We start from the raw sequence: 24,744 nt of genomic DNA on the forward strand, positions 1-24,744 counted from the left end.
AAGGACTGCCATGACCAAAGCCACTACCCTCCCCCCCGACGACATCAAGCCCAAGGTCGACGCCTTCATCACCGACGTCACGGCGTTTCGAAACGAGATTGGCAAGGTCATCGTTGGCCAGGCCGACATCATCGACGGCGTCATCATGGCGTTGCTCGGCGGCGGCCACGTGCTGCTCGAGGGCGTCCCGGGCCTAGGCAAGACCTTGCTCGTGCGCACGCTCGCGAGCGCGATGGATGCGAGCTTTTCGCGCATTCAGTTCACGCCCGATCTCATGCCGGCGGACATCGTCGGCACCCAGGTGTTAGTCGACGACGGCAACGCTCGGCGCTTTGAATTTCAGCGCGGCCCGCTGTTTGCAAACATCGTGCTCGCCGACGAAATTAACCGCGCCACGCCCAAGACGCAGTCCGCCTTGCTCGAGGCGATGAGCGAAGGCTCGGTCACGGTGGCCAAGACCACGCACCGGCTCGAGCGCCCGTTTTTTGTGTTGGCGACGCAAAACCCGCTCGAGATGGAAGGCACGTATCCGCTGCCCGAGGCGCAGCTCGATCGTTTTCTCGTCAAGCTGATCGTCGACTTCCCCAGCCGCAGCGACCTCAACTCCATCGTCGAGCGCACCACCAGCGATCAAGCCGCGGTCGCGCGGCCGGTGCTATCTAAGACGCGCGTCGGCGAAATGCAGGAGCTAGTGCGCAAGGTGCCGATGGCGAAGAATGTGCAGGACTATGCGGTTGGCCTGCTTGAGTCGACGCATCCTTCGTCACCTGGCGTCCCGGCGATGGTTAAAAAATATATTCGCTATGGCGCCTCGCCGCGCGGCTTGCAAGCGATGGTGCTGGCCGCGAAAACGCGCGCCTTGCTGCAAGGGCGCTACGCGGTGGCGACCGACGATATCCGCCACGTCAGCGCGGCGGCGTTGCGCCATCGCATGCTGCTTAGCTTCGAAGGCCAGGCCGAAGGCATCGCGCCCGACGCGGTCATCGCGGCGGTCATCGCCCATCTCGGCGACGCCAAGTAAGGCCTTCCCCGCCCGTCCGCCGCCTGCACGACTAGCTAGCCCATCCGCATGACCGAGCCCGCCACCAAATCTCGCTACCAATCGCCTGCCGCCGCGCGCGCAACCGATCGCAGCGCGCTGTTTGACGAAGCGTTTATTCGCACGCTGGAGCAGCTCCACATGGTGGCGCGCAAGCTGCAGGCCGGTGGCCAGCGCGCCGAGCGCAAGACCAAGATCGTCGGCGCCGGCATCGAATTTGCCGACTACCGTCAATACGCGCGCGGCGACGACTTTCGCTACATCGACTGGAATCTCTACGGCCGCCTCGACAAGCTGCTGCTGCGCCTCTTCGAGGAAGAGCAAGACCTCCACATTTATTTCTTGGTCGACGTCAGCGATTCGATGGCACTCGGCTCGCCGCCCAAATTGCACTATGCCATGAAGGTCGCCGCGGCGCTGTCATATGTTGGGCTTGCCAACCTCGACCGAGTGTCCATCGTATCGTTTTCAGATCGGGTGACGGGGCGCTTTGCGCCCACGCGCGGCAAGTCGCGTATTTTTGGCATCTTGGATTTCTTCCGCGGCGCGACGCTGGGCGGCGGCACCGACATGGCCGCGGCGATGCGGGCGTTCGTGGCGCAGACCAAGCGGCCCGGGCTGGCGCTCGTCATCTCAGATTTCTACGACACCCGCGGCTTTGCCGAGGCGATCAATATTTTGCGCTACGCCAAGTTTGAGCCTTTTGTGCTGCAGGTGTTTGACCCCAAGGAGGCGGCGCCGCAGCTACACGGCGACCTCACCTTGGTCGACTGCGAAACCGGCGACGAAAAATCGGTGACAATTTCGCCCGCGATCTTAGAGCGCTACAAGGCCGCGCTCGCCGCCTACCAGGAGCAACTTGAGGCGTACTGCAAAAAATACGCGATCGCACAGTTTCGCACCGCCACGTCCGTGAGCTTCGAAGAATTGGTGCTGCGCATCTTTCGCACCGGAGGTTTTTTGCGATGAGCTGGGGCGGCCTGTTTGCCCCCATGACCATGCTGTGGCTCGCGCTGGGCGCCGTGGCCTTGGCGGGCGCAGCCTATCTCATTCGCACGCGGCACCGCCGCGTCGAGGTGCCGTTTGCCGCGCTGTGGGAGCAAGTCCTGGCCGAAAAGGATGCGAGCGCCTTGTGGCGGCGGCTGCGCCGGTTGTTGTCGCTTTTGCTCATCATCGCGATGTTGCTCTTGCTCATGTTTGCCGCCCTCGATCCCATCTTGGGCCTCAGCAACAAGGGACGTCGGCACGTCGTCATCGTCCTCGACGCCTCGGCGTCGATGACCGCCACCGACGGCGGCGAGGCGGGTGCCGGTGCGACCCGCTTTGATGCCGCCAAGGCGCTCGTCGCCAAGACCGTTGCGGGGCTCGGCGCCGATGACCAACTCCTCATCATTCGCGCCGATAGCCAGGCGACGCCGCTCTCGCGATTTTCGAGCGATAAGGCACGCGTCTTGGCGCCGCTGGCGGACGCGAAGCCAGCCCAAACACCCGCCGACATGCGGCGCGCCCTGGCGACCGCAGCCAACGCGCTCGCCGGCCGCAGCAATCCCATGTTGATCGTCATTTCTGATGGCGCCCTGCCCGAGGCCATGATGCCAGCGGTGCGTTGGACGGCCGCGACCGCCGCCGCTACGACACCCGACGCCAAGGCAGGCGAGCTAACACAGGTCGACCTTACCGGCATCGAGGCGCACTACCTCAGCGTCGGCCGCGATGTCGCCAATGTCGGCATCATCGCCTTTGGCGCGCGGCGCTACGTCGCCAACAAAGAGGCCTACGAGGTCTACCTCGAGGTAGTCAACACCGGCGACGCCGCCGCCAAGCGCAAGCTGGTCATTGCCAATGGCAGCACGCCGGTTGACACGCGCGAGATTGAAATTGGCGCTGGCGCGACGCTGCGCCAAATCTATCGCGATATCCCCAGCAGCGATGACCACCGCCTCACCGCGACATTGCTGCCACTCGCGGCGGACGACCTCGCCGACAGCTTCGCGCTCGACGACGCGGCGTTTGCCTTGCTGCCGCCTCGCAAGCGTCAAACCATCGTCATCGTCAGCCGTCGCAATGAATTTCTTGAGGGCGCGATTTCGGCCTACAGCAACATCGACGCCGAGGTCATTTCGCCCGAGGCCTACGAGTCGGCGCCCGACGTCATTGCGACTTATGACGCCGTGGTCTTTAACGACTATACGCCGCAAACGCCGCCGGCGACGCACGCGCTTTATTTTGCGCCCGACCCGGCGCGAAGCCCCGTGCCAGTTGCCGGTGAGCTCGCGGCGCCGCGCATCACGGACGTGGCAACCGACCACCCAGTGACGAAGTGGGTAACGCTGTCAGATACTAACTTTGACAAGGCTAAGACCTTTGCGCCGCGTCGCGACCGCGGTGAGGTCACGCTAGCCAGCTCGCTGGGCGCACCCGTGATCGTCGCCTCGGCGCACGGGGGCTTTCGCCAAGTGCTGTGTGGCTTTTCGCTCGGCGGCACCGATTTGGTCATGCGCGTGTCGTTTCCGGTGCTCTTGATCAACGCCTTGGATTGGTTCGCCGGCGATAACATCGACATGATGACGACGCTGGTCACCGGCACCAAAGCGCAATTGCCGCTCGGCTCAGCGATCGGTTTCGCGGAGACCGCAATCACCACGCCCTCGGGGACCAGCACCCGCGCGCCGGTTATCGACGGCATTTTGACGTACTATCCGCAAGAAGTGGGGTTTTACGGCGCAACCGGCACCGACGGCGGCGACGTCGACTTTTCGGCGAATCTCGCGTCGCCGAGTGAATCGCGCATAGCGCCGCAAACGACGTGGACGCTTGGCGGTAAGCAACTCACGCCACCGCCCGCCATGGTGGTCTCGGTGTCGCGCCGCATTTGGCTCTACCTGGTCATCATCGCCTTGGCCCTCTTGGCCGTGGAATGGTTCACGTATCATCGGCGGGTGACGGTATGAGCGCGCGGCTGCGTGCCTTGTGGCAAGGCGTCCGCCGCCACGCGGTGATGGCGACGGCCATCGGCGCGCTGTGCGTAAGCGTGTTGCTCCTGCTGCATCGCGGCCTCGCCGGCCACCCTGTGCTGCACGCGCCATTTCTCGGCGGCAACGTGGTGTTTCTCGCGCCGCGTTGGTTTTTGCTGCTCGCCGCGCTGCCGCTGTTATGGCTCGGCGCGCGCTTTTCGCTCACCGACATGGCATGGCCGCAACGCGCGCTGCAGCTGACGCTGCGCCTGACAACCATCATCTTGGTCATCGCGGCCTTGGCGCGGCCAACCCGCGAGATGACCTCGCAGCGCACCGCCACCGTGGTCCTGGTCGACGTTTCGGCGTCGATCTCGGACGAGCAACTAGCCACGTCGCAGCGCTATGTCGACGCGCTGGCGCCGGGCCCAGACGAATGGCTAGGCGTGGTTTCTTTTGCCGCGACGCCGCGCGTCGTCGCCAAGTCGGGCAGCCGCTTTACCCTCGCCCGCCACGCCGGTGCCGCGCCCGGCTCCGACATCCAGGGCGCCATGCAATTCTCGTATGGCCTGTTTCCCGACGGCTATGTCCCAAGTTTGCTGCTCCTCACCGATGGCAACCAAACCGATGGCGACCTGTTGGCCGAGGCGTATCGCGCCAAATCGCTCGGAATCGCGGTGTCGTGGGCCGAGGTTGGCGAAAATGCGCGGCAAGAAGTGCGCGTCGCAGCGCTAACCCTGCCCGACGAAATTAAGGCCGGCCAACCGTTTGAGGTCACGGCCACCATCTGGTCGTCCCACGCCGACGCGGTCGTGGCGAGTCTGCGGCAAGACGCCTTTCCAAATGCGCTCGAGCCCAGCAAGCGCGTGACGCTAGAGCCCGGCGACAATCGCGTGACGTTTAAGTCGCAAGCTCAGCGCGCCGGCACGACGACCTACAAGCTCACCATTGGCCAAATGGCCGCGGATGGCGAGACGCGCAACAACGAGGCCGTGATGACCGCACCGGTCAAGGGGCGGCCGCGGGTGCTTTACGTCGAGGGTGGCGCGGCGCGCGATCCGCAGAGCGCCAGCTATTTCAAACGCGCGCTCGAGCACGAAAATATCGAGGTCGACCTGCGCACCCCGCGCGGCCTGCCCGCCACCGCGCGCGAGCTGGAACCGTTTGACGCGGTGGTCATCTCGGACGTCGCGGCGCAATTTGTCTCGAGCGTGCAGATGACCGCGCTCGACACCTATGTGCGCCAGCTCGGCGGTGGGCTTATCATGGCCGGCGGCGAAGATTCATTTGGCTCGGGTGGCTATCAGGGCACCAAGATGGAGGCCATGATGCCGGTGCGTTTTGATTCCGAGCGCGATCGCGCCGAGCCGAGCATCGCGCTCATGCTGGTGATGGATAAGTCGGGTTCGATGGAGGAAGGTGGCCGGCCGAGGCCGCCAAGGAGTCCGCGCGCGCCACCGCGGGCGTGCTATCGCCAAATGACATCATCGGCGTCGTGGCGTTTGACACCCAGGCCAAGGTCTTCGTGCGGCCGCAACGCGCCAGCAATCGCATGCGCATCGCCAGCGAGATTGCCACGCTGCGCGCCGGCGGCGGGACCAATATTTATCCCGGCCTGCGCGATGCGTTTGAGCTCTTGCAAAACATCAACGCCAAGGTCAAGCACGTCATCTTGCTTTCGGACGGCCAGGCGCCGACCGATGGCCTCGCCGATCTAGTGCGCGATATGCGCGCCTCGCGCATCACGGTGTCGGCGGTTGGCGTCGCCGGCGCCAGCCGCTCGCTCTTGCAGATGATCGTCGATGCGGGCGACGGGCGGCTCTACATGGTCGAAGACATCGGGTCGTTGCCGCGCATCTTTATGAAGGAAACCACCGAGGTCCAAAAGTCGCAGCTGGTGGAAGACCTGGTCGCGGTGCGCGTCGCCAAGCGCGTCGAGGCGATCGAGGGCACAGGCGTCGAGGCTGCCCCGCCCTTGCGCGGCTATGTTACGACCAAGCCCAAGCCGACCGCCGAGGTGATCTTGGTATCGGATCTTGGCGAACCGATATTGGCGCGCTGGCGCCACGGCACCGGCACCAGCGTCGCGTGGACAAGTGACGTGAAGAATCGCTGGGGCAGCGAATGGATTAAATGGAGCAATTACCCCAAGTTTTGGGCCCAGGTGGTGCGCAGCACCATGCGGCGCAAGACGTACGACAGCTATGACCTCTCCGTGCAGGTCGCCGGCGGCGTCGCGCACGTCACCGTCGATGCGATTGACGCCTCGGAACAATTTGTCAACGAGCTCGATACCGAGCTAACCGTGATCGACCCCGCCACCGGCAAGGCCCTGCTCGTGCTGCCCATGCAGCAAACCGCCGCCGGCCGCTATGGCGCCAGCTTTGGCGCCGGCGCCCACCTGCGCGACTATGGCAGCTTTCTGCTCAAAGCGACGCATAAGCGCGGCGGCAGCATCGTCGCCGAATCGCTGGGCTCACTGGCCTTGCCGTACCCACCCGAGTTTGAAACGACTGCCGTCCAGCAGGAGCTGCTCGCCAGCGTGAGCAGCATCACGGCGGGTCGACCACGCGCCGCAGCCAGCGATGCCCTGCGCTCAGCAGGCGGCCGCATTACCTACACGCAAGACGTCTGGGGTTATTTTTTGATCGCGGCGGCGGCGTTGTTCTTGCTCGACCTTTACGCCAAGCGCGTGCGCTTGTTTTCTGCTTATCGCACGCTTGGGTTTGACGATAGCGCGCCATAACGACTACCCTGCCCGCATGATGGGTCTGCGCGCGTTAGCATCTACCGCTTTATTGGCGGCCCTCCTTACCCCGCTGCTCGGGCACCAGCTCGCGGAGGCGTGCGACCCCGGGGTTTGCTTTCGCGATGCCGTGAGCGACGACGTCGCGCAGCGGCCGCTTGAGGCGCCGGTGTTCATTCGCTACGACGCAACGCCAGGTAGCGCGCCGACAACCGCCGAATTTGTCGCCAGCGGTGGCAGCGATGTGCCCGCCATCATCGAAATTTTTCCATCGGGAGAGGCGACCGAGGTAAAGCACTACGTGGCGATGGTGCTGCCTAGCACGCCGCTCGCCGCCGGCACGACGTACAACATGCGGATCACCTCCGGATCAGGTCGCCTGCAGCGAATTTGGCGAGTTTTCGTTCACGGCGGAAGACATCTCGCTTGCCGCCGCACCCGACCTCACCCTAGCCGCGGCCGACATCACCAGCTCACCGCTGCAGCCAGATGGGAGCAATGATTGCAGCGATGGAGACGCGCTTGCTACGAGCTTCTCGGTGACGCCGGTGGGCGCCGGCGATGGCGCCGCCTTGTACGCCCTGCGCGTGCGTGACACCTATCCGGCAGATGCCGCCCGCAGCGTCTATCCGGATCTCACCATCGTCGATGTGCGCGCCGAGCTGCCGCTGCGCTATGACGCGGTGACGGATGAGACGGTTACCACACCGCGTACGATCTGTTTTGTCGCGGCCGCTATTTCGGGCGACGTGCAGTTTGGCGCCGATTCGGATGAGGTTTGCGTAAGCCTTGAGCCAGACGGCACGCCAGGGGCAATATGCCCGGGGGACAGCGAGGGGTGTGACGATTCCGGATGCGGCAGCTGCGCTGGCGCACACCACAGCGATGCGCACGCCCCCGTGTGGCTCGCGGCTGGTGCTCTGATTATCTGGTGGCTGCGCCGCCGCTAGCCTGCCCGAGGCGCTTTGCGCGCTCAGCGCGCCGTCGCGAAATCGAGTTCGATCGCGAGATCTTCGTATTCGGGGTATTCGGCGCGAAAGCTATCGACCGCGGCGTTGGCCGCATTGGTCGCTCGCGGCGAAAGCTCGCCGTCTTCAAACTCATCGGCATCAAAGACGAAGCGAATAAAAAGTGTCTCGCCGTCCGTGCTGACGCGACCGATGGTCATCTCGACGTCGCCGCGATCCGAGTCTTTGTCTGCAAAAAAATCCTCGGCGACCTCTTTGACTTCATCTAGATCCATAGATGAACTATTTTTACCGGGATGTGACGCGTGATTCAAGCCATCGCCTGCGCAACACCCGATGAATCGTTGCGGGCCAGCGCGCCAACCCTGGTTACCTCGCGATCCATGCGACCGGTCAGCATCTTTGCCCACATGATCCAATCGCTGCCAAACGACCAAACCGCAAATAACGGCGAACCCCACGTCGCGGGCTTGTTTTTTTCGAAAACAAAGTGTCCGAACCACGCGCCGGCATAACCCGATGCAAGGCCCGCCAAGATGAACCATGGCTGGCGCCAGGCGATGGCGAGCACGAGCCAGCCAAAGCCAATCGTCGTGCCGACAAAATGGCAGCGGCGATTGGTGCGATTTAGATGTTGGCTAACGTAGTAGTCCCAGAATTCGCGAAATGATTGCGGCCTTGCTAGTTGCGTCGTCATGCACCCTCCTGGGCAGATGCTAGCCTACTGCACGATGATGTTGAGCGCCCCAGATCCTTGGCCGTGAATGTGGCAATAGACGGTCACTTGTCCGGCCCCGCCCGGCGTTTGGGTATACGTGCCGCCCGGTGCCATCGGGCTGCCCTGATGCTGCAGCGGCGCCGAGGCGTGGACCTGGTGATTCACCGTGTCATTATTTTTGATGAGGAGCTGCGCGCCCGCCTTGACGTAGACGACGCCGCTGAAGCTGTGCACGCCGCCGCTGGCGATCGAAAGGTCGAGTTGGTTTTGCACGGTAACCGGGGCAACCACTGCCTGGCTTGCGCCGCTGCCCGATGCCGATACGCCAAGCTGATAGGCCGACGCGGTGGCATTAGTTGGTACTTGCACCACGAGGTGAACCTCGGTGGCCTCGGTGCCCGAGACGCTGGCGGGTACGACGCTGGCGGTCCAGCCGGCCGGTACGCCGGTGGCGGTCAAGGCAATGTTGCCCGCCACGCCCGCCGCGGAGACCGCGATGGGGATTTCGATCGTAGTGCCAAGCTTGGTGGAAACGGCCGCAGGATTTGACAGCGAGATGCCAGTTTGCCCTGGAGGAGTCGGGACACCTGGGGTGCCAGGCGCGCCGGGTTCGGTCGCAGGGTCGTCGGTCGAACGGCCGCCGCCGGGCTGACCATCGGTGACGTCGCCGACCGTACACGCCGCCGTGAAGGAGCAGACAAACACCGCGAGCAGCCTAGATAAACGCGTCATACAGCCACATGTTGCAAGTGCGGCGCCAAGTCGCGCCAGGCTTTCGGAGTGGAAGACCTTACTAAGCAATTGTATTTACGTCAGTATTTCGATTTTCAGTGAGGACTTCTCCCCCGGCCTTGTGGGACTTTTCCCCCACCCCTCGCCGTGCTGCTTACGCCAAGTCGCTATGCTCAAGGCAAAATGGCAGGCAGGCCGACCGTCCAAGGCAACCCTGCGCATGCGCTTGCGCGCTTTGCGTCCACGCCGCACACCCGCCATGCGCCTGCCAGGCGAGCACCACGGCGTCGCCGGGCAGGCTTGCGGTCGCAAACTTGGAAAGTTCGCTCGAAGCTTTTATAAGCGCTTCCATATCGGCAGCGTACGGAGTCGGCAGCACGCCCCACCGCGCAAGGGCGTTGCGTGCCTCGCGCCACGGTATCGCCGGCCCAGCTCCGAGCCCGGGGTAGCGCAGCACGCCGAGTTGCGCCAACGCGCGCGCGACCCAAAATAATTCGAGGCCTAAGAGGCCGCGTCCCATCACGACGTCAAGCGCAACCATTGCTGCGTGCAGGCTGCCTGCCGACGCGAGTTGGTCGGGCAGCATCGGCGCCTCGGCGAGCCGACGCGCGAGCACGGACGCCAAGAGCAACGACGACGCATCGACGCTGGCGGGGACGCCTGCCGGTAGCTGGCCCTCGATCAGCGCATCGAGCAGCTTCGCCTCGAGCATGGTGCGATACAGCGCGAGGCTCGCCGTGCGATCGCGATAGTGACCAGACGGCGCGGGGCGAAACGCCAGCGCCGCGAGCAACCCGAGTTGCAGCAAGGCGCGACTTGAATCTTCTTGCCACAGCGAGGGATCGAGCTGCGCGTCTTGCGCGGTGAGCAGTTGTACGGTGGGCGTCACGCGCGCAACTAGCGCGGGCACCGCGGCCTGCGCCGTCGCAGGCAAATCGGCGAGCGCCTCGAGCCGCGCGGCTGGCGTGAGCGGAACCGTTTCATCGATACGCAGGACGGCAGGTGGCACCTCGCGATGAGCATCCGCGGCCGCCGCGCCAGGGCTTGACGCCGCATACGTACGCGCGACGGCTGCCGTGTTGGCGTCGACGCTCAGCGCGCGCACCGCGCCATCGGCGTGGTCAGGTGCGGGGGCTGGAGCCGCCTCCACTGTGGCGCCAGCGTGCTCCGCGACAAACGCGTCGGCATCAAACGCCTTGGCGAGTCCATCCCATCCGGTGGCGCCTGGGCCCGCGGCGAGCGCGACGCCAAGCGGGCGCACCACCCCAACCAGCGCAGCCCATGCAAGCCAATTCGCTAGCTCGGGATGCGACGGGAGCTCGCCTTGATAGGCGGCGCTGCCGAGAAATTTGTAAATTTCATCGCGGCTATGCGGCCGCTCCGCGAGCAACCGATGCACGGTCGCGGCGAGCAGCGGATTGACCTGCCACAGCCGTTGCGCGAGGCGAGCGCCGGGTTGCGGCGTAAGCGCGTCGCGCACCGGGGCGTCGAGCCGCGCGCGGCCCGCCCCCACCGCAACGCCAAACATCGCAAACCACATCGGGACCGCGGGTGCGTCGATATGCTTGACGCCGAGCAGACGGGCGCGACAGGCGACGGCATCTTCGCCATCCTGCGCGATGGCGGCCAAGGCCATGGCCGCGCCGGCCCACGTTTCATGGGGCGCGCTGCCAAGCGACGGAAACGCAATGAGCTGCATCGCCGCATTGTACTGGACGGCGGCGTCGAGCCCAAGCGATCAGGCGGCGTACAGTGGCTCATGTTGGCTGTGCCAAGGAGCTAACTGCTTGCGCAGGGCGCCGCGCGCGCGCGACAGGCGCGACATCACGGTGCCGATGGGAATCTTGAGATCGGCGGCGATCGCGGCGTAGGCCATCTCCTCGACGTCGGCGCGCTCAAACACCTCGGCGAAGCGCGCGTCGAGCTGCGCCACCGCGCTGGTAAGCGCGTCTCGCAATTTTGCGGCATCGACGTCGACGTGGGCGACATGGCTGTGGGTGGCGTTCACCAAGACCTCGCCTTGCTCGGTGACCGCGCGCCGCTCGCGCTTGCGGCGGCGATACTGATTGATAAACGTATTGCGGGCGATGCGCAGGAGCCAGGCGCGCGCGTTGGTCTCGGGCGTAAACTGATGCCAATGTGATAGCGCCTGCGCAAACGTATCCTGGGCGAGGTCGGCGGCGCGCTCCTGATCTTTGCAGAGGTAGCGCGCGAGGCGCAGCACATCGGGGTACAGCGGCATGCAAACGGCGGCGAATTCGTCTTTGGCTGCGATCATGAGGCTTGCTAGAGCAAGCAAAATGCCAAGCCGCGCGCGCCCGCGGCGCCTTGTAACCTACTGAAAAAATGGCGCTAAATTATCGCGGCAGGCGTTGCCGGCGGCAGGCGTGTCAGTAAGGACACGCGTGCCCGCGGCAAATAGCGGACAATATCGAGCGCGGTCGCGCCGCGCGCGCCGAGCCGGCGCCCCATGAGCGCACCTGCTTGCGCGTGCAGGCCAACGCCCGCCGCGACGACGCTTACGTGCGACGGCAAGCCGAGGCCTGTCGCATCGTCTCGGCGCGGCGCGGCGGCCGCCTGCGCGAGCAGCGATGCCAGCACGCCGGCGAGTACGTCGCCGCTGCCTGCAGTGGCCAGCGCCGGCACGTGCGCGGCGACCACCAACACGCGGGCTCCATGCGCGATCACCGTGCCTTCGCCCTTGAGCACCGCGGTTACGCGGAAGCGCGCTGCCAAGGCGAGCGCCGCCGCAACGCGATCGGCCTGCACCTCGGCTACAGAAAGGTCGAGCAATCGCGCCGCCTCCCCGGGATGAGGCGTGAGCACGGTGACGCCGGCGTCGCGCCGCGCCGCGGGCATACGCACCTCGCCCGCCGCTAACAAATTGAGCGCATCGGCATCGATCACGAGCGGCAGGTCGCTGCGCAGCGCTCGCGCCAGCGCCTCTATGGCATCGGCATCGCGGCCGAGGCCTGGGCCAACCACACACGCATGCGCCGGTCGCGTCCACAGCGCGGCATCCTGCGCCCACGAGGTCATCACCGGTGCTGGGGCACGCACCTCTACGTTATCTGGCGCGACGAGCACGACGGTGCCCGCCCCTGCGCGTAGGGCGCCATAGGCAGCCAGCCGCCCCGCGCCGCGCATGCCTGGCCCGCCGCCAACGCAGAGCACATGGCCGCGCACGCCCTTGTGCGCCTCCGCCGCCTCACGCGGCAGCCATGCGGCGGCATCGCGCGGCGAGATGAGCTGCGCGCGTGCCACGGCATTTGTCTCGGCCGGTGAGAGGCCAATGTCCGCAAATCGGACAATGCCCACCAGCCCCAGGCCTGGCGAAACCGCGTGCGCGAGCTTGTAGGCGCCACACGCGACGGTCATGTCGGCGCGTACCGCCGCCGCCGCGATGCCCGTGTCGGCGTTTATCCCCGAGGGGACATCCACCGCGATCACATAAGCCGCGCGCGGATACGCGGCGATCGCCTGCGCCGCGGCGCCATCCACCGCGCGCGCCACGCCGGTGCCAAAAATCGAATCGACGACCAAGGCACCCTCGACGTCGGCCAGATAAGCGGCCATGGCAAATGGCTTAAGCTCGCGCGCTATCACGCCATCTGCGGCCGCGTCGGCGCTCGCCGTGCGTGCCGCCTCCGTCCGCGGTGGCGCCACGGCCCATACGCGCACCGGCACGCCCGCCGCGGCCACGACGCGCGCGACAACGTAGCCATCGCCGCCATTGTTGCCGGGGCCGCACACCACGACCACGCGCGCCGCCGGCGCCTGCCGCCACCGCGCCAACACCACGTCCGCGACGCCCGCCCCGGCGCGCCGCATCAGCTCGCTTTGCGGTACGCCCCTCGCCATGAGCGCGGTCTCGAGCGCCAGCATGTCGGCGATCGAGACCACCGGCCTCATGCAGCGGCCCCGCAGGCCTGGACTAGCATGGCGGCAATCGCCTCGGCGTGCTCGCGAATCATCGGTTCGTCCGGGCCCTCGATCATCACGCGCGCCTTAGCCTCGGTGCCGCTATAACGCACGAGCACGCGGCCTTCGTCGCCAAGCCGCGCCTCGACCGCCGCGATCGCGCGCTCCACCTCGGGCATTTGCGCCAGCGGCACCTTGCGCGGCACCTTGACGTTGACCAGCACCTGCGGGCTTTTTTCCATGCAGCGCGCCAACTCCGACAACGGCTTGTCTTCGCGCACCATGGTCGCGAGCACGCTCAGCGCCGCGATGATGCCATCGCCCGTGGTGCAGTGGTCGAGAAACACCATGTGCCCCGATTGCTCGCCGCCGAGGTTGTAGCCGTGCTTGCGCATCGCCTCGACCACGTAGCGATCGCCAACCTGCGTCCGCACCAAGGCGCCGCCCGCCGCCTTCATGGCGCGCTCGAGCCCAATATTGGACATGACCGTGGTGACCAAGGTGTTGTGCGCTAAGGTCCCACGCTGCAGCATGCGCGTCGCGGCGATCGCCATCACCGCGTCGCCGTCGATCACGTTGCCGCGCTCGTCGCACAAGATGAGCCGATCGGCATCGCCATCGAGCGCCAGCCCAAGGTGTGCATGATACAGCCGCACCGTCTCCGCGAGCTGCTCGGGGTGCAAGGCGCCGGCTTGGCGATTGATGTTTTGGCCGTCGGGCTTGCAATGGATGCTGATGACCTTGGCACCGAGCTCTTCCATAATTGCCGGCGCGACCTTGTACGCCGCGCCGTGGCCGGCATCGATGACGATGCGCAGGCCTTCGAGCGTGAGCTCAGCCGGGAAGGTCTGTTTGCAAAACACGATGTAGCGGCCGCGCGCGTCTTCAATGCGAGTGGCCTTACCAATCTCGCTCGAACGCACACGCCCATCGGCCAGCTCAGGCGACGCCATTAGCGCCTCAATAGATGCCTCGACCTCGTCGGGGAGCTTGAAGCCGTCGTGCGAGAAGATCTTGATGCCATTGTCTTCAAACGGATTATGCGACGCCGAAATCATGATGCCCGCATCGCAGCGCATCGACGACGTAATAAACGCGACGCCAGGGGTGGGCAGTGGCCCCGTGAGCCACACGTCGCCGCCCATTGCGACGATGCCGGCGGCGAGCGCCGACTCGAACAAATAACCCGATTGCCTGGTGTCTTTGCCGATCGCGATGCGCGGCCCGCGGTTGCCCTTGCGCAGGCGCAGCGCCACTGCCATCCCTAGCTTCATTACGGTTTCGGGCGTCATAGGCTCGACATTCGCCAAGCCGCGCATGCCATCGGTTCCAAAGAGCTTTCGCGTCATATGCTGGGCTGCATGCTACCGCGAAATGGCGGGCGCTGCCTCACTCTCGCGCCAAGCCGCGTAGATTTGGCGAGATTGCGCAATGTTGTGGACGCGGATGACGTGCGCCCCGGCGGCGATCGCGGCGACATTTACATGGCCCGTGGCGACGTCTAGCTCGGCCGTGGTGGGTGTCGGTGTCGCGCGCAAGCCTCGCGATGCCGCCCACGCCTCGTCGGCGAGCAGCGCGCGAATAAACCGCTTGCGCGATGCACCGATCACCACCGGCGTGGCGGTCGCCGCCATTAAGGTGGGCATCTCGGCAATCAGTTCGAGGTGCGCGCCCGGCGAGGCGCCCTTGCCCATGCCGAGCCCCGGATCGCACCACACATCGCCTCGGCGACCGGGCGGCCAACTGAGAACCTGCGCGTGCCACGCGTCGGCGATCTGGGCGGCTCGCGGACATTGCTCGTCGACAAACATGGCGGAGAGCGACGACGACGCCACGTGGCCGGCAATATATATGACCGGCTGCGCGGCGACGAGCGTGCGCATCCCGGCATCGAAGCGACCGCCCGAGATGTCGTTGACGACCTCGGCGCCCTCTGCGATCGCGATCGCGGCGACGGCGGCCTTGGTCGTATCAATCGAGATCGGCACGACGCCCCAGCGACACAGTGCGCGCAAGGCGGGCAAAACGCGAGCTAGCTCCTCGGCTTCGCTAACGGGCGTGGCGCGAGGATTGGTCGATTCGCCGCCGAGGTCGAGCATATCGGCGCCATCCGCCACCAACGCCTCGGCTCGCCGCATCACGGCCGCAACGTCGACTAACTCACCGCCATCGGAAAACGAATCGGGCGTGACATTAAGGACGCCGAGCCAGTAGGGGCGCGAAGCGGCCCACGTGCCCGTGCGAAAGGTCGCGCGCAGCGCCGCGCGGCGCATCGTCTGCATCGCGCGCTACGCCAATTTTGGCGCTGGCTCGGTGGCCAATACCCCGGCCAGACCGTCTTTTTTTTCGTCCTTGGCTTCCGGCTTGACCTCAGGCCCTTTGCGGCGCGGTGGCGGCAGCGGCCGGTTGAGTTTCTCGCCGCGCAACAAGACCTCGATGTCGTCGTGATCAATCGTCTCGTACTCAAGCAGCGCCTCCGACATGCTGTCGAGCAAGGCGCGTTGATCGGTGAGGATTTGCTTGGCACGCTCATACTGAGCCACGACGATGCTTCTAATTTCAGCATCGATGCGCCGCATGGTGTCTTCGGAGTGCCGCTCGCCCGAGCTTAGGTCGCGGCCCAAGAAGACCTCTTGCTTGCTGCCGGCAAAATTGAGCGGACCGAACTCATCGCTCATGCCCCACTCGGTGACCATCGAGCGCGCCAATTCGGTCGCCCGCTCGATGTCGTTGCCGGCGCCGGTGGTTTTCTGCGCAAACACCAGCTCTTCGGCGACGCGGCCACCCATGAGGATGCAAATCGTATTGCGCGCAAACTCGCCGGTCATGCTGAGGCGATCTTCGGTCGGCAGCTGTTGCGTAAGTCCCAGCGCGCGACCGCGCGGGATGATGGTCACTTTGTGCACCGGGTCGGCATCGACGCCAACAAAACGCGCGACCAGGGCGTGGCCGATTTCGTGCACCGCCGTCGTCTTCTTCTCTTTATCCGAGATGATCATCGATCGGCGCTCGGCGCCCATCATGACCTTGTCCTTGGCTTCTTCGAAATCCGCCATCGCGACCTTTTCGCGATTTTTGCGCGCCGCAATCAGCGCGCCTTCATTCACCAGCGCCTCGAGATCGGCGCCGGAGAACCCAGGGGTGCCGCGGGCAATGACCGCGAGGTCAACGTTGGCATCCAGCGGCACCTTGGCGGCGTGGACTTCCAAAATGCCAACGCGGCCGCGCACGTCGGGCCTTGGCACCACGATGCGGCGGTCAAAGCGACCAGCGCGGAGCAGCGCCGGGTCGAGGACGTCTGGGCGGTTCGTCGCGGCAATGATGATAACGCCGTCGTTGGCCTCAAAGCCGTCCATTTCGACGAGCAACTGGTTGAGCGTTTGCTCGCGCTCGTCGTGGCCGCCGCCGACGCCCGCGCCGCGATGGCGGCCTACCGCATCAATTTCATCGATAAAAATAATGCACGGCGCGTTCTTTTTGCCTTGCTCAAAGAGGTCGCGCACGCGCGAGGCGCCGACGCCGACAAACATTTCTACGAAGTCTGAACCCGAGATCGAAAAGAAGGGCACGCCAGCCTCGCCCGCGATCGCTTTGGCGAGCAGGGTCTTGCCGGTGCCCGGCGAGCCCATCATCAGCACGCCCTTCGGGATACGGCCGCCGAGCTTGGTAAATTTTTTCGGGTCTTTGAGGAACTCGACGATTTCCTCGACTTCTTCCTTGGCCTCTTCGACGCCGGCGACGTCTTTAAAGGTCACCTTGTTTTGCCCTTCGGCAAGCAGGCGCGCCTTGGACTTGCCAAAGCTCATCGCCTTGCCGCCGCCAGACTGCATCTGGCGCAAGAAAAAGAAGAAGATGCCAAACAAGAACAACATCGGCAGCCACGACAGCAGCAGCTGTGGCCAGAAGCTCGACTCTTCCTTGGCTTTCACCGAATAAGGAATGTTGGCCGCGGCAATGAGCTGCGGCAGGTTTTCCGGAAACTCGCCGTAGGTGATCGCCTTGGCGGTGTTGTCCTTATAGGAAATAACGTACTTCGCATCGTTACGCCCGCGCGGCTCGACTTGGATTTGTTGGATGTTCGCGGCCGCCGTCTTGTCGCTTAGCAAGGCGCGAAACGCGACCACGTCGAGCTCTTTTTGCTTGCTCGACTGATCCGTGAACATGCTGTAGACGCTCACAAAAATGAGGGCTGCAATGATCCAAACCAGGATGGTTTTATGGGACTGACGCACGAGAAAAACAGTAGCACGCACCCCCTAGGTGCGCACCCGCAGGTGGCCTGAAAGCCTAACCGTTTGGCCTGGATGTCACATTTTGGGGACCCACGGGGGCATCAAAGGCTGCGCCCACATGCTCGGCCCAAGCGATTTCGCGCGATTGCTGGTTAACCAGCACCCAGGCGCTGGCGCGACGCGACGCGGGCACTCTCGCCTGCGCAAACAAATCAGAGAGCTTGCCCGAGCGGCCACGCAAACGCAGCGGACGCATTTTGTCGCCAGCTCGCCAGTGACGCCACGCGTATCCCGCGGGCGGGGCAAATGGCGGAGCTGCCGCGCGACTCGCGTCGGCCGGGGGCACCAGCGTCGCGTCAGCGATAAAGGCGATTGTCGAGAACTCCTTGCGGACGACGCCGCCGGCGACATTGAGTTGTTTGGTTTCGTCACTGGCGCACATGGCAAGCACCGCCTCGCGGTGCCGCCGCGTCGCGCCGTGGCCCGAAGCGCGACGCAGCCAACGCGCCACCACCCAGCGCGCAAGCGCTGGCGGCGTTAACCTGAGTTGCTGCGCGTCGAGCTCGCCGCCCGGCGCGACGACGCGCTGCCACCAATGGCGGCGCAGCGGACGCGCAGCGCGATACCAAGCGTCTAGTTGCCGCGACACCGCGGCGAGCGATGCCACCACGCTCGGCTGCTCGCGCGCGAGCATCGGCATGATGTCGAGGCGCAGGCGCGGCCGCAGCATGGCGCGATCCTCGTTCATGGGGTCATCCCACACCGGCAGCGCGTGCGCTTTGACATACGCCTCAACCGCAGCGCGCGGCATAGCGAGCCATGGGCGAAGGTAAATGCCACGCCGAGGCGCGATGGTGCGCAGGCCCGCGAGATCAGTGCCGCGCAGCAGCCTCATGAGCACAGTCTCGGCAACGTCGCGCTCGGTATGCGCGGTCATTACCCAAGCCAGCCCGAGTTCGGCCTGCAGCTGCGCCAGCGCCGCATAGCGCGCCTTGCGCGCCGCAGCCTCCAGCGAGCCGTTGCGCTCGACCACAATCTCGCGCACCAACGCGTGCATTCCCAGCGATGCGGCCCAGGCTGCTACGCGCGCGCCAACCTCGGCGCTGCCAGCTTGCAAGCCGTGATCAATATGCAAGACGACGACGCGGTCGCCCCATATCCCGTGCGCGACGTGCGCAAGCGCCAGCGAGTCGGCACCGCCCGAGCACGCGACGCCGATGCGCGCTTCCGCCGCCAGCCCGCCGGGCGTCGCCCCCGCTAATGCTCGCCTAAGCGCACGCGTGAGCTGATCGGCGGCGCGGGTCACCGGGCGGTTATACCCCAAAGCGTAGGCCGCGTCGGCTATGGAAGCACGACCTCCACCGGTTCGGCCGACCGCTGGACGAGAATGGCGATCATCGTTAAGCTCGCCGACATGAAATGGCGCGCGGCAACCTGCTCGGTTCTTTGGTCGCTTGTGGCGTGCGGACGGCCCCCTGCGACCACGACGGGCTCCGAACCGCCGCCTGCCCCACTCGCCCCCGCTGCGTTCGTGCTTTCGGATGACGTTTGGCCCGAGGTTGAAGCATCCCCAGGGGAAGCCCGTAAAACACTACAGCACGAGACCATATTGGTCAGCATGGCCCTACCCGCTGACGCCACGGTGGAGCTCGATCGCCTCGCATACGGGCACCCCGTCATCTACGTCCGGAGCAACGGCGTTCGCGTCGATATCACATGGAGCGGCTCGGCATATAACCCAGAGTTTAGCGCCACACCGCCCACCTTCGGCCGCACGCCCGTCCATCAAATTTCACGTGCAACCGGCAACGAGACGGTGCACTACATTCGCGACGGCATCAACACAGTGGTGGGCTATGTCCGCGGCGCAACCTGCGAAGGCAAGTTGCTGCGCGAAGCCGAGGTCGAGCGCGCCTTCCAACTTTGCGCCAGCATGCGTGTCCCACGCCCCGGTGCGCTTGTGAAGCGGCCAACGTCGTTGCTGCGGCATCTTCCGTACCTTGCCTACGAGAAAGATTCGACGCCGATTTTGGGCAAAACGCCGCCAACTGCGTTTGCAGGACACATTGCAGTCCAGGCGTTTCCCGGACCGTGCAATGAGACTGACATCCGGGAAATAAACACAAGCGGCGAGGTTGAATTCGCGACGGTGCAGCTGCCTCATGGCGCGACCTTTGTGCGTTCCTGCTTTCAAGGCACGGGCGCCGCGCGCGTGTTGACGTGGGCCTCCGCGTGGTCAACGCGCAGGGGGCATTGCGTCAGGGTTGATATCCATGAATCGATGGATCCGATTACGCCAGCACAACTCGATTACATCGCGCGGCTAAGCGACCTGGTTCTTGCCGACGGCTGATGGTGGTCTGTTAATCCGCGGGAGAGGTGTTGCTAGTGGTGATTCTGCCATGGCCTGTGCTACTAGGTGGAGCGTAAGGCCTCATGACAGACAACACAGACAAACCAGCATCGTCGTCGACCACGCCGCTTGCGCGACCCAGTAGCGCCGCCATTTCGGCGCCCTCCGCGGCAGGGCGCATGAACGCGCTGTTTGAGGCCGCAAATCCAGCGGCTGCGGTTGCGGCGCTGCCCGTGCCGCAGCTCTACGAAATTGTCACCCAGGTTGGTTTTGGCGACACCCAGGAGCTCATCGAGCTCGCGACGCCCAAGCAATTGCGCGGTTGCATCGACATCGACGCGTGGGACCGCCACGAGCTGACCATGGCGACGATTACGCCGTGGCTTGGCGCCATTATTGAAGTTGGCCCGGAAAAAGTCACGGCAGTGTGGGAGGCGCTCGACACCGAGATGCGCGCGCTCTTGCTGCAGCGGCATACGTTTATCTATGACCTATCGCTCGGGGAAGAGCCGGACGACAGCGACGATGCGGAGCTTTTGTTTACGGTCGATACATTTTTTTGCATCAAGCTGCTCGGCGATGACACGCACAATCGCCTCGTGCGCAGACTCATTGAGGATTTGTATCGCGGCGATTCCAACCTCGCGCGCCATACGACTACGTGCGCGCGTTCCGAGCCGCCTGCGGAGCTCGAGGACTATGCCTATCGCTGGCGTTCGGGTCGTATGGCCGACCTCGGCTTTGCCGATTACTACGAGGCGCTTGAGCTGTTTCGCGTGCTCGAACCCGCGTCGGTCAAGATCGGCGAGAACTCGCGCGAAATCATTGACGCGGCGATTGCGGGCGAAGGCGACGGCGATGCCAACGACGTCACGCACTCGCTGCCCGAGTTGGCGCGGCAAGAACTGCGCGGCGCCAATTTTTACGGCAAGGCGCTCGCCTCGCTGCTCCACGAGCGGCCCGGCGAGGCAGCACATTTCGAGGCGGCGTCCGCCCTGCTGGTCAACAAGCTGCTGTCGGCGGCGCGCGTGCGGCTGGGCGATAGCGATGCCGTGACCCGCGCCGCGCGCTACGCGTTTGCCACGTTGTCGCTGGGCCTTGAGCATGTCAGTGGCGGCAACCTCGAGCGCGCAGTCGCGGCGCTGGGCTCAATTTCGCTGATGCGCCTGCATCGCGTCGGCTTCTCGGTCAGCGTCGCGGTGGCCAAGTATGCGCGTGCCTTGGTGCCCGGCGCCAAACTTGCCGACGACGGCACGCATCGCATCTTAGCGGCGCTCTCAGGCGCGCGGCCGTGGATGCCCAAAGACCTCGATACGCCGCCCGCGGCCGGCGTGCGCCCTTTCTCATCGCTGGCCGACGTCAGCGCCGCAGCGCAAGCGCTCGCCATCATCGCGCTGCGCATTCGCATCGCCGAGGGCCTCGGCGCCGATTTGCAACAGCGCGCCACCGGCGAGGTGATGCTCGACGACTATGCGCGCACGGCCGTAGTCCGCGCGTTGCTTGGCGACGCCACGCCGTCGGCGACGCCGCTCGACATCGCCGACTTTGCCGCGCTCAAGGCCAAATACGAGGCGGGGATTCCGCATATCGCGGAGTCCGCCGCCGCCGCTGCGCTAAAACCGCTGTGGCAGCGCCTAGGCCTTGACCCGTCGCCGTTTCTCGATGCGCTGATTTTGCGCTACTGCGCCGAAATTGCCGATGGCGTGTTGTCGGCGCCATCGCTTGATCCGCAATTTATCAGCGGCGTGCGCATCGCCGCCAGGTAGCGACGGCACCGTATTAAGTTAGCGTTGCCAGCGCGGCGATCGCCGCGGCGTGTTCCGCGGCTTTCTTTGACTTGCCTGCGCCGCGCCCGTGCTCGCGACCGTGCCAACTAACCGCGACGACGAACACGCGCGCATGAGGCGGGCCCTCTTGTGATACCAGCTCATACGCCGGCGTGCAGCGCTCGCTTGCCTGCACGCGCTCTTGTAGTTGCGTCTTCGCATCGCGCGTCGATGCAGCCGAGAGCGCCGCCAGCGACGCCGCGAGCAGGCGCTCGATCATCGTGGTCGCCGCGGCCATGCCTGCGTCGAGATAGACGGCGCCAAACAACGCCTCCACTGCATCGGCGAGCAAGGCGTCTTTGTCGCGCCCGCCATCGCGCTCCTCGCCGCGGCCGAGCACGAGCTGTGCGCCGAGCCCAAGCCCACGCGCAACCGCCGCCAACGCCGCCTCGTTAATCACCGAGGCGCGCAGCCGCGACAGCACGCCCTCCGGCGCGCCAGGAAACTGCGAGAACAGGCGTTGCGCGACAACCAGGCCGAGCACCGCGTCGCCGAGAAACTCGAGCCGCTCATTCGAGCTGCCGCCCTGCTCGTTAACCGCCGACGAATGCGTCAGGGCCTGCGCCAGCAACTCCGGCTGTGCAAACGCGTGGCCTAGCCGCATTGCCAGCTCGGTTAGCGCGATCTCGCTCACGCCGCGGCACCGGCGCCAGCGCCCGGCGCAAGATCGCGATCGAGCTTGCTCGTGGTCAGCCAGCCGCCGCCCACGACGCGATCACCGGCGAACAAGACCGCCGCCTGTCCTGGCGCGCCGATGACGTGTTCGCTTTGCGCGCCGAGCACGACCGCGCGCGCGCCGCTGCCGTGAAGCGTGACGCGCACGGGATACGGCGTGCCGCGATGGCGAATCTGAATATGCGCGTCAAAGCCATCCTGCGTCGCGCCGGCGGGCACAGGGCCCAGCCAGCGCATATCGCGCAAATACAAGGTATCTGACGACGCCTCGGCGGGGGTGCCGACGATAACGGTGCCCTCTTGTGGCCGCAGGCCGGTGACGTACAAGCGATCTTTGGTGGTGAGATTGCCCAGGCCGCGATGTTGGCCCACCGTATAGTTGTGCACGCCTTGATGCGTGCCAACCACGGTGCCATCGGTGCGCACGATTTGGCCTGCGACGGGTAGCGAGCGCCCGCGTCGCGACGCGTGCTTGCTGACAAAGCCGGCGTAGTCGCCATCGGGCACGAAGCAGATTTCTTGCGACTCCGGCTTGATCGCATTGGGCAGGCCATACGCCGCCGCCTTGACCCGCACCATTTCTTTGGTGGTATCGCCGAGCGGAAACCACACGCTGGCGAGTTCGTCCGGAGGCATCGAGAAGAGAAAATAGCTTTGGTCTTTGGCCGCATCCTTGCCGCGAAACAGCCCGAGCGCGCCGGATTCATCAACCGGCGCGATGTTGGCATAATGGCCAGTGGCAATGACGTCGGCGCCCATCGCGCGCGCGTGGCGCAGCAGCGGCGTAAACTTAATGTGTTGGTTGCACTTCACGCACGGATTGGGCGTCTCGCCGGCGAGATAGGCCTCGACGAACTCGTCGACCACCGCCGTGGTGAATTCTTGTTCGAGATCGACGACATAAAACGGAATGCCGAGATGGGCCGCGACGCGACGCGCATCTTCCATGTCGCGCGGGCCGCAGCAGCGCCCGCCCGAGCTGGCCTGCGTGCCTTGCGCATTGTAGAGCCGCATCGTCATGCCGACGACGCGATGGCCCTGCTCGACCAGCATCGCGGCGGCCACGGCGCTGTCGACCCCGCCCGAGAGCGCGATCACGACGAGCCCGTCACCGGGCGTTGGAAGTGGACGAAGCGCGCTCACGATGCGATACAGGTGCCAGAACTCGGCATGAAAGACAACCGTTTGTCGCTGCAGGTGGTGGAGCTCGATGCGGCCGGCTATGGCGTCGCGCGCCCCGAAGCGGGCGCCGGCGATGAGGCGATTCCAAAGGAAATCAAGGTACTTGGCATGCTTCCCGGTGAGCGCGCCGAGGTCGCAATTGAGCATCGCAGCCCGCATAATGGCACCGCGTGGGCACGCGTAATCGCGCCGCAGGGCGAGCCCAGCGACGACCGCGTGACGCCGCGATGCCCGGCGTTTGGTGCTTGCGGCGGCTGCGTGTGGCAACACCTAGCCTACGACGAGCAGCTGGTGTGGAAGCGGCGGCGGGTGGCGCAGGCGCTCGGCGTGCCGATGAATCAGGTCGCGGCGGTCAGGCCCTCGCCCGCGCAATGGGGTTATCGAAACAAAGCGAAGTATGTGGTGGCGGGCGACGCGCAGCGTTTAGTGCTTGGCGCGTATGCGCCGCGAACCCACGATGTAATCGACACCGCGGGCTGCGCGGTGGTAGCGCCGGTGCTCGACGAGGTCGCGGCGTGGGTGCGCGGCGCGGCGACGGTCCTGGGCCTGGCGCCTTATCGCGAGGCGAGCGGCGACGGCGAGTTTCGCTATGTCGTGGTGCGCGCCAATGCCTTGGGCGATGTGCTCGTAACGTTGGTCGTGACGTCGCAGGTGCGCGACGAGGCGCTGCGCGCGGTGGCGACGTCGATCGCCAAGCATCCCGCCGTACGCGGCGTCGTCGCGCTGTTTAACGATCGGAGGAATGCGAGCATTGCGCCGCCCGAGGCGCGCGAGTTGGTGCTCGCCGGTGAGCGCAGCCTGCGCGATCACGTCGCCGGGGTTGAGGTCGAGGTCGGCGCCAGCGAATTTTTTCAGGTCAACCGCGCGCAGGCCGATGCGATGTATGGCTACGTCGCGACGGCGCTGGGGAAAATGGCGAAGGCGGCGCCCGCCGCTGGCGCGGCCTACGACGTCGTCGATTTATACGCCGGGCTTGGCGGCTTTTCGTTTGCCGCCGCGCGCGTGGGGTTGCGCGTCTACGCGGTTGAGGTCCATCCCGGCGCCGTGGCGGCGCTGGCGGCGGCGGCAGCGGCAAACGAGCTACCAATCGTTGCACAGGCGGCGAATGTCGACGACGCGATGGCGGACGTGCCGCGCGATGCCGGCGCGGTGATCGTGAACCCGCCGCGCAAGGGCCTGACGCCGGCGCTGGTGGCGTGGCTGCTCGCCTCGCAAACGCGCCACATCGTCTACATTAGCTGCGGGCCCGAATCGCTGGGCCGCGACGTCGCGGCGCTGGCGGCCGCGTTTGAGACCACATCGGTGCAGCCCTTTGATCTCATGCCCGGCACCTCGCAAGTCGAAACCATCGTCTGCCTGCGGCGGCGCTAGCGAGCTTGGCGCGCCCGACCCCGCCGC

21 protein-coding genes are annotated in these 24,744 nt (G+C 65.4%); 9 read left to right on the top strand and 12 right to left on the bottom strand.

Annotated features, from left to right (window positions below):
• Nucleotides 1–10 precede the first annotated feature (10 nt).
• The 6 genes from IPL79_05820 to IPL79_05845 all read left to right on the top strand — a co-directional run bounded on the left by IPL79_05820 (nt 11) and on the right by IPL79_05845 (nt 7,689).
• Nucleotides 11–1,021, top strand: coding sequence for an AAA family ATPase (locus tag IPL79_05820; protein MBK9070503.1), 1,011 nt, complete (start codon nt 11–13; stop codon nt 1,019–1,021).
• 48 nt (nt 1,022–1,069) lie between these two features.
• Nucleotides 1,070–2,008 carry a DUF58 domain-containing protein gene (locus IPL79_05825; GenBank protein ID MBK9070504.1) on the top strand — a complete coding sequence of 313 codons (939 nt, stop codon included), beginning with the start codon at nt 1,070–1,072 and terminating at the stop codon, nt 2,006–2,008.
• Entirely contained in the window at nt 2,005–3,990 is a 1,986-nt protein-coding gene (locus IPL79_05830) for a VWA domain-containing protein (GenBank protein MBK9070505.1), read from the top strand. Before IPL79_05825 ends, IPL79_05830 begins: the two co-directional genes overlap by 4 nt.
• A gap of 1,498 nt (nt 3,991–5,488) precedes the next feature.
• On the top strand, nt 5,489–6,739 hold the full coding sequence (locus IPL79_05835) for a VWA domain-containing protein (GenBank protein MBK9070506.1): 1,251 nt from the start codon (nt 5,489–5,491) through the stop codon (nt 6,737–6,739).
• A 52-nt stretch (nt 6,740–6,791) separates the two neighbouring features.
• Nucleotides 6,792–7,241, top strand: a complete 450-nt coding sequence (locus IPL79_05840; GenBank protein MBK9070507.1) for a hypothetical protein — start codon at nt 6,792–6,794, stop codon at nt 7,239–7,241.
• Between the two features lie 37 nt (nt 7,242–7,278).
• On the top strand, nt 7,279–7,689 hold the full coding sequence (locus IPL79_05845) for a hypothetical protein (GenBank protein MBK9070508.1): 411 nt from the start codon (nt 7,279–7,281) through the stop codon (nt 7,687–7,689).
• 23 nt (nt 7,690–7,712) lie between these two features.
• Here IPL79_05845 and IPL79_05850 read toward each other — a convergent pair whose 3' ends face one another.
• The 10 genes from IPL79_05850 to tilS all read right to left on the bottom strand — a co-directional run bounded on the left by IPL79_05850 (nt 7,713) and on the right by tilS (nt 18,616).
• Nucleotides 7,713–7,982 (bottom strand): hypothetical protein, encoded by a 270-nt coding sequence (locus IPL79_05850; GenBank protein MBK9070509.1) that lies wholly within the window; start codon nt 7,980–7,982, stop codon nt 7,713–7,715.
• A gap of 35 nt (nt 7,983–8,017) precedes the next feature.
• Complete coding sequence (locus tag IPL79_05855) at nt 8,018–8,404, bottom strand: DUF962 domain-containing protein (GenBank protein MBK9070510.1); 387 nt, start codon at nt 8,402–8,404, stop codon at nt 8,018–8,020.
• A 24-nt stretch (nt 8,405–8,428) separates the two neighbouring features.
• Nucleotides 8,429–9,157 carry a hypothetical protein gene (locus IPL79_05860; protein ID MBK9070511.1) on the bottom strand — a complete coding sequence of 243 codons (729 nt, stop codon included), beginning with the start codon at nt 9,155–9,157 and terminating at the stop codon, nt 8,429–8,431.
• Nucleotides 9,158–9,311: 154 nt separating this feature from the next.
• A complete protein-coding gene (locus IPL79_05865) occupies nt 9,312–10,856 on the bottom strand; it encodes a hypothetical protein (protein MBK9070512.1) in 1,545 nt (514 codons plus the stop codon).
• A 39-nt stretch (nt 10,857–10,895) separates the two neighbouring features.
• Nucleotides 10,896–11,435, bottom strand: a complete 540-nt coding sequence (locus IPL79_05870) for a sigma-70 family RNA polymerase sigma factor (GenBank protein MBK9070513.1) — start codon at nt 11,433–11,435, stop codon at nt 10,896–10,898.
• A gap of 74 nt (nt 11,436–11,509) precedes the next feature.
• On the bottom strand, nt 11,510–13,069 hold the full coding sequence (locus IPL79_05875; GenBank protein ID MBK9070514.1) for an NAD(P)H-hydrate dehydratase: 1,560 nt from the start codon (nt 13,067–13,069) through the stop codon (nt 11,510–11,512).
• Nucleotides 13,066–14,427, bottom strand: a complete 1,362-nt coding sequence (locus IPL79_05880) for a phosphoglucosamine mutase (GenBank protein ID MBK9070515.1) — start codon at nt 14,425–14,427, stop codon at nt 13,066–13,068. The genes IPL79_05875 and IPL79_05880 overlap by 4 nt, the downstream gene beginning before the upstream one ends.
• A gap of 15 nt (nt 14,428–14,442) precedes the next feature.
• Nucleotides 14,443–15,360: a dihydropteroate synthase gene (folP, locus tag IPL79_05885; protein ID MBK9070516.1), complete on the bottom strand. Its 918-nt coding sequence runs from the start codon at nt 15,358–15,360 to the stop codon at nt 14,443–14,445.
• Between the two features lie 6 nt (nt 15,361–15,366).
• Complete coding sequence (gene ftsH / locus IPL79_05890; GenBank protein ID MBK9070517.1) at nt 15,367–17,310, bottom strand: ATP-dependent zinc metalloprotease FtsH; 1,944 nt, start codon at nt 17,308–17,310, stop codon at nt 15,367–15,369.
• 55 nt (nt 17,311–17,365) lie between these two features.
• Nucleotides 17,366–18,616, bottom strand: a complete 1,251-nt coding sequence (gene tilS, locus IPL79_05895) for a tRNA lysidine(34) synthetase TilS (GenBank protein ID MBK9070518.1) — start codon at nt 18,614–18,616, stop codon at nt 17,366–17,368.
• A gap of 312 nt (nt 18,617–18,928) precedes the next feature.
• Between tilS and IPL79_05900 the strand changes: the two genes are divergently transcribed.
• Both IPL79_05900 and IPL79_05905 read left to right on the top strand, forming a co-directional pair.
• A complete protein-coding gene (locus tag IPL79_05900) occupies nt 18,929–19,663 on the top strand; it encodes a hypothetical protein (protein ID MBK9070519.1) in 735 nt (244 codons plus the stop codon).
• Nucleotides 19,664–19,746: 83 nt separating this feature from the next.
• Entirely contained in the window at nt 19,747–21,429 is a 1,683-nt protein-coding gene (locus IPL79_05905) for a hypothetical protein (protein MBK9070520.1), read from the top strand.
• Between the two features lie 13 nt (nt 21,430–21,442).
• On the opposite strand, the gene rnc is transcribed toward IPL79_05905, so the two are convergent.
• Both rnc and mnmA read right to left on the bottom strand, forming a co-directional pair.
• Complete coding sequence (gene rnc, locus IPL79_05910; GenBank protein MBK9070521.1) at nt 21,443–22,093, bottom strand: ribonuclease III; 651 nt, start codon at nt 22,091–22,093, stop codon at nt 21,443–21,445.
• A 26-nt stretch (nt 22,094–22,119) separates the two neighbouring features.
• Entirely contained in the window at nt 22,120–23,493 is a 1,374-nt protein-coding gene (gene mnmA / locus IPL79_05915; GenBank protein ID MBK9070522.1) for a tRNA 2-thiouridine(34) synthase MnmA, read from the bottom strand.
• Between mnmA and rlmD the strand changes: the two genes are divergently transcribed.
• Nucleotides 23,455–24,717: a 23S rRNA (uracil(1939)-C(5))-methyltransferase RlmD gene (gene rlmD, locus IPL79_05920; protein MBK9070523.1), complete on the top strand. Its 1,263-nt coding sequence runs from the start codon at nt 23,455–23,457 to the stop codon at nt 24,715–24,717. The genes mnmA and rlmD overlap by 39 nt on opposite strands.
• Nucleotides 24,718–24,744: the final 27 nt, after the last annotated feature.

The organism is Myxococcales bacterium (genome assembly GCA_016716835.1).
GTDB lineage: Bacteria > Myxococcota_A > Polyangia > Haliangiales > Haliangiaceae > JADJUW01.

Bases quoted from the DNA above. Each gene is read 5' to 3' on its own strand.
- IPL79_05820 (MBK9070503.1), top strand. From the start codon at position 11: ATGACCAAAGCCACTACCCTCCCCCCCGACGACATCAAGCCCAAGGTC.
- IPL79_05825 (MBK9070504.1), top strand. From the start codon at position 1,070: ATGACCGAGCCCGCCACCAAATCTCGCTACCAATCGCCTGCCGCCGCG.
- IPL79_05830 (MBK9070505.1), top strand. From the start codon at position 2,005: ATGAGCTGGGGCGGCCTGTTTGCCCCCATGACCATGCTGTGGCTCGCG.
- IPL79_05850 (MBK9070509.1), bottom strand. From the start codon at position 7,982: ATGGATCTAGATGAAGTCAAAGAGGTCGCCGAGGATTTTTTTGCAGAC.
- IPL79_05855 (MBK9070510.1), bottom strand. From the start codon at position 8,404: ATGACGACGCAACTAGCAAGGCCGCAATCATTTCGCGAATTCTGGGAC.
- IPL79_05860 (MBK9070511.1), bottom strand. From the start codon at position 9,157: ATGACGCGTTTATCTAGGCTGCTCGCGGTGTTTGTCTGCTCCTTCACG.
- IPL79_05865 (MBK9070512.1), bottom strand. From the start codon at position 10,856: ATGCAGCTCATTGCGTTTCCGTCGCTTGGCAGCGCGCCCCATGAAACG.
- IPL79_05870 (MBK9070513.1), bottom strand. From the start codon at position 11,435: ATGATCGCAGCCAAAGACGAATTCGCCGCCGTTTGCATGCCGCTGTAC.
- IPL79_05875 (MBK9070514.1), bottom strand. From the start codon at position 13,069: ATGAGGCCGGTGGTCTCGATCGCCGACATGCTGGCGCTCGAGACCGCG.
- IPL79_05880 (MBK9070515.1), bottom strand. From the start codon at position 14,427: ATGACGCGAAAGCTCTTTGGAACCGATGGCATGCGCGGCTTGGCGAAT.
- folP (MBK9070516.1), bottom strand. From the start codon at position 15,360: ATGCAGACGATGCGCCGCGCGGCGCTGCGCGCGACCTTTCGCACGGGC.
- IPL79_05900 (MBK9070519.1), top strand. From the start codon at position 18,929: ATGGCCCTACCCGCTGACGCCACGGTGGAGCTCGATCGCCTCGCATAC.
- IPL79_05905 (MBK9070520.1), top strand. From the start codon at position 19,747: ATGACAGACAACACAGACAAACCAGCATCGTCGTCGACCACGCCGCTT.
- rnc (MBK9070521.1), bottom strand. From the start codon at position 22,093: ATGCGGCTAGGCCACGCGTTTGCACAGCCGGAGTTGCTGGCGCAGGCC.
- rlmD (MBK9070523.1), top strand. From the start codon at position 23,455: ATGCTTCCCGGTGAGCGCGCCGAGGTCGCAATTGAGCATCGCAGCCCG.
- mnmA (MBK9070522.1), bottom strand. From the start codon at position 23,493: ATGCTCAATTGCGACCTCGGCGCGCTCACCGGGAAGCATGCCAAGTAC.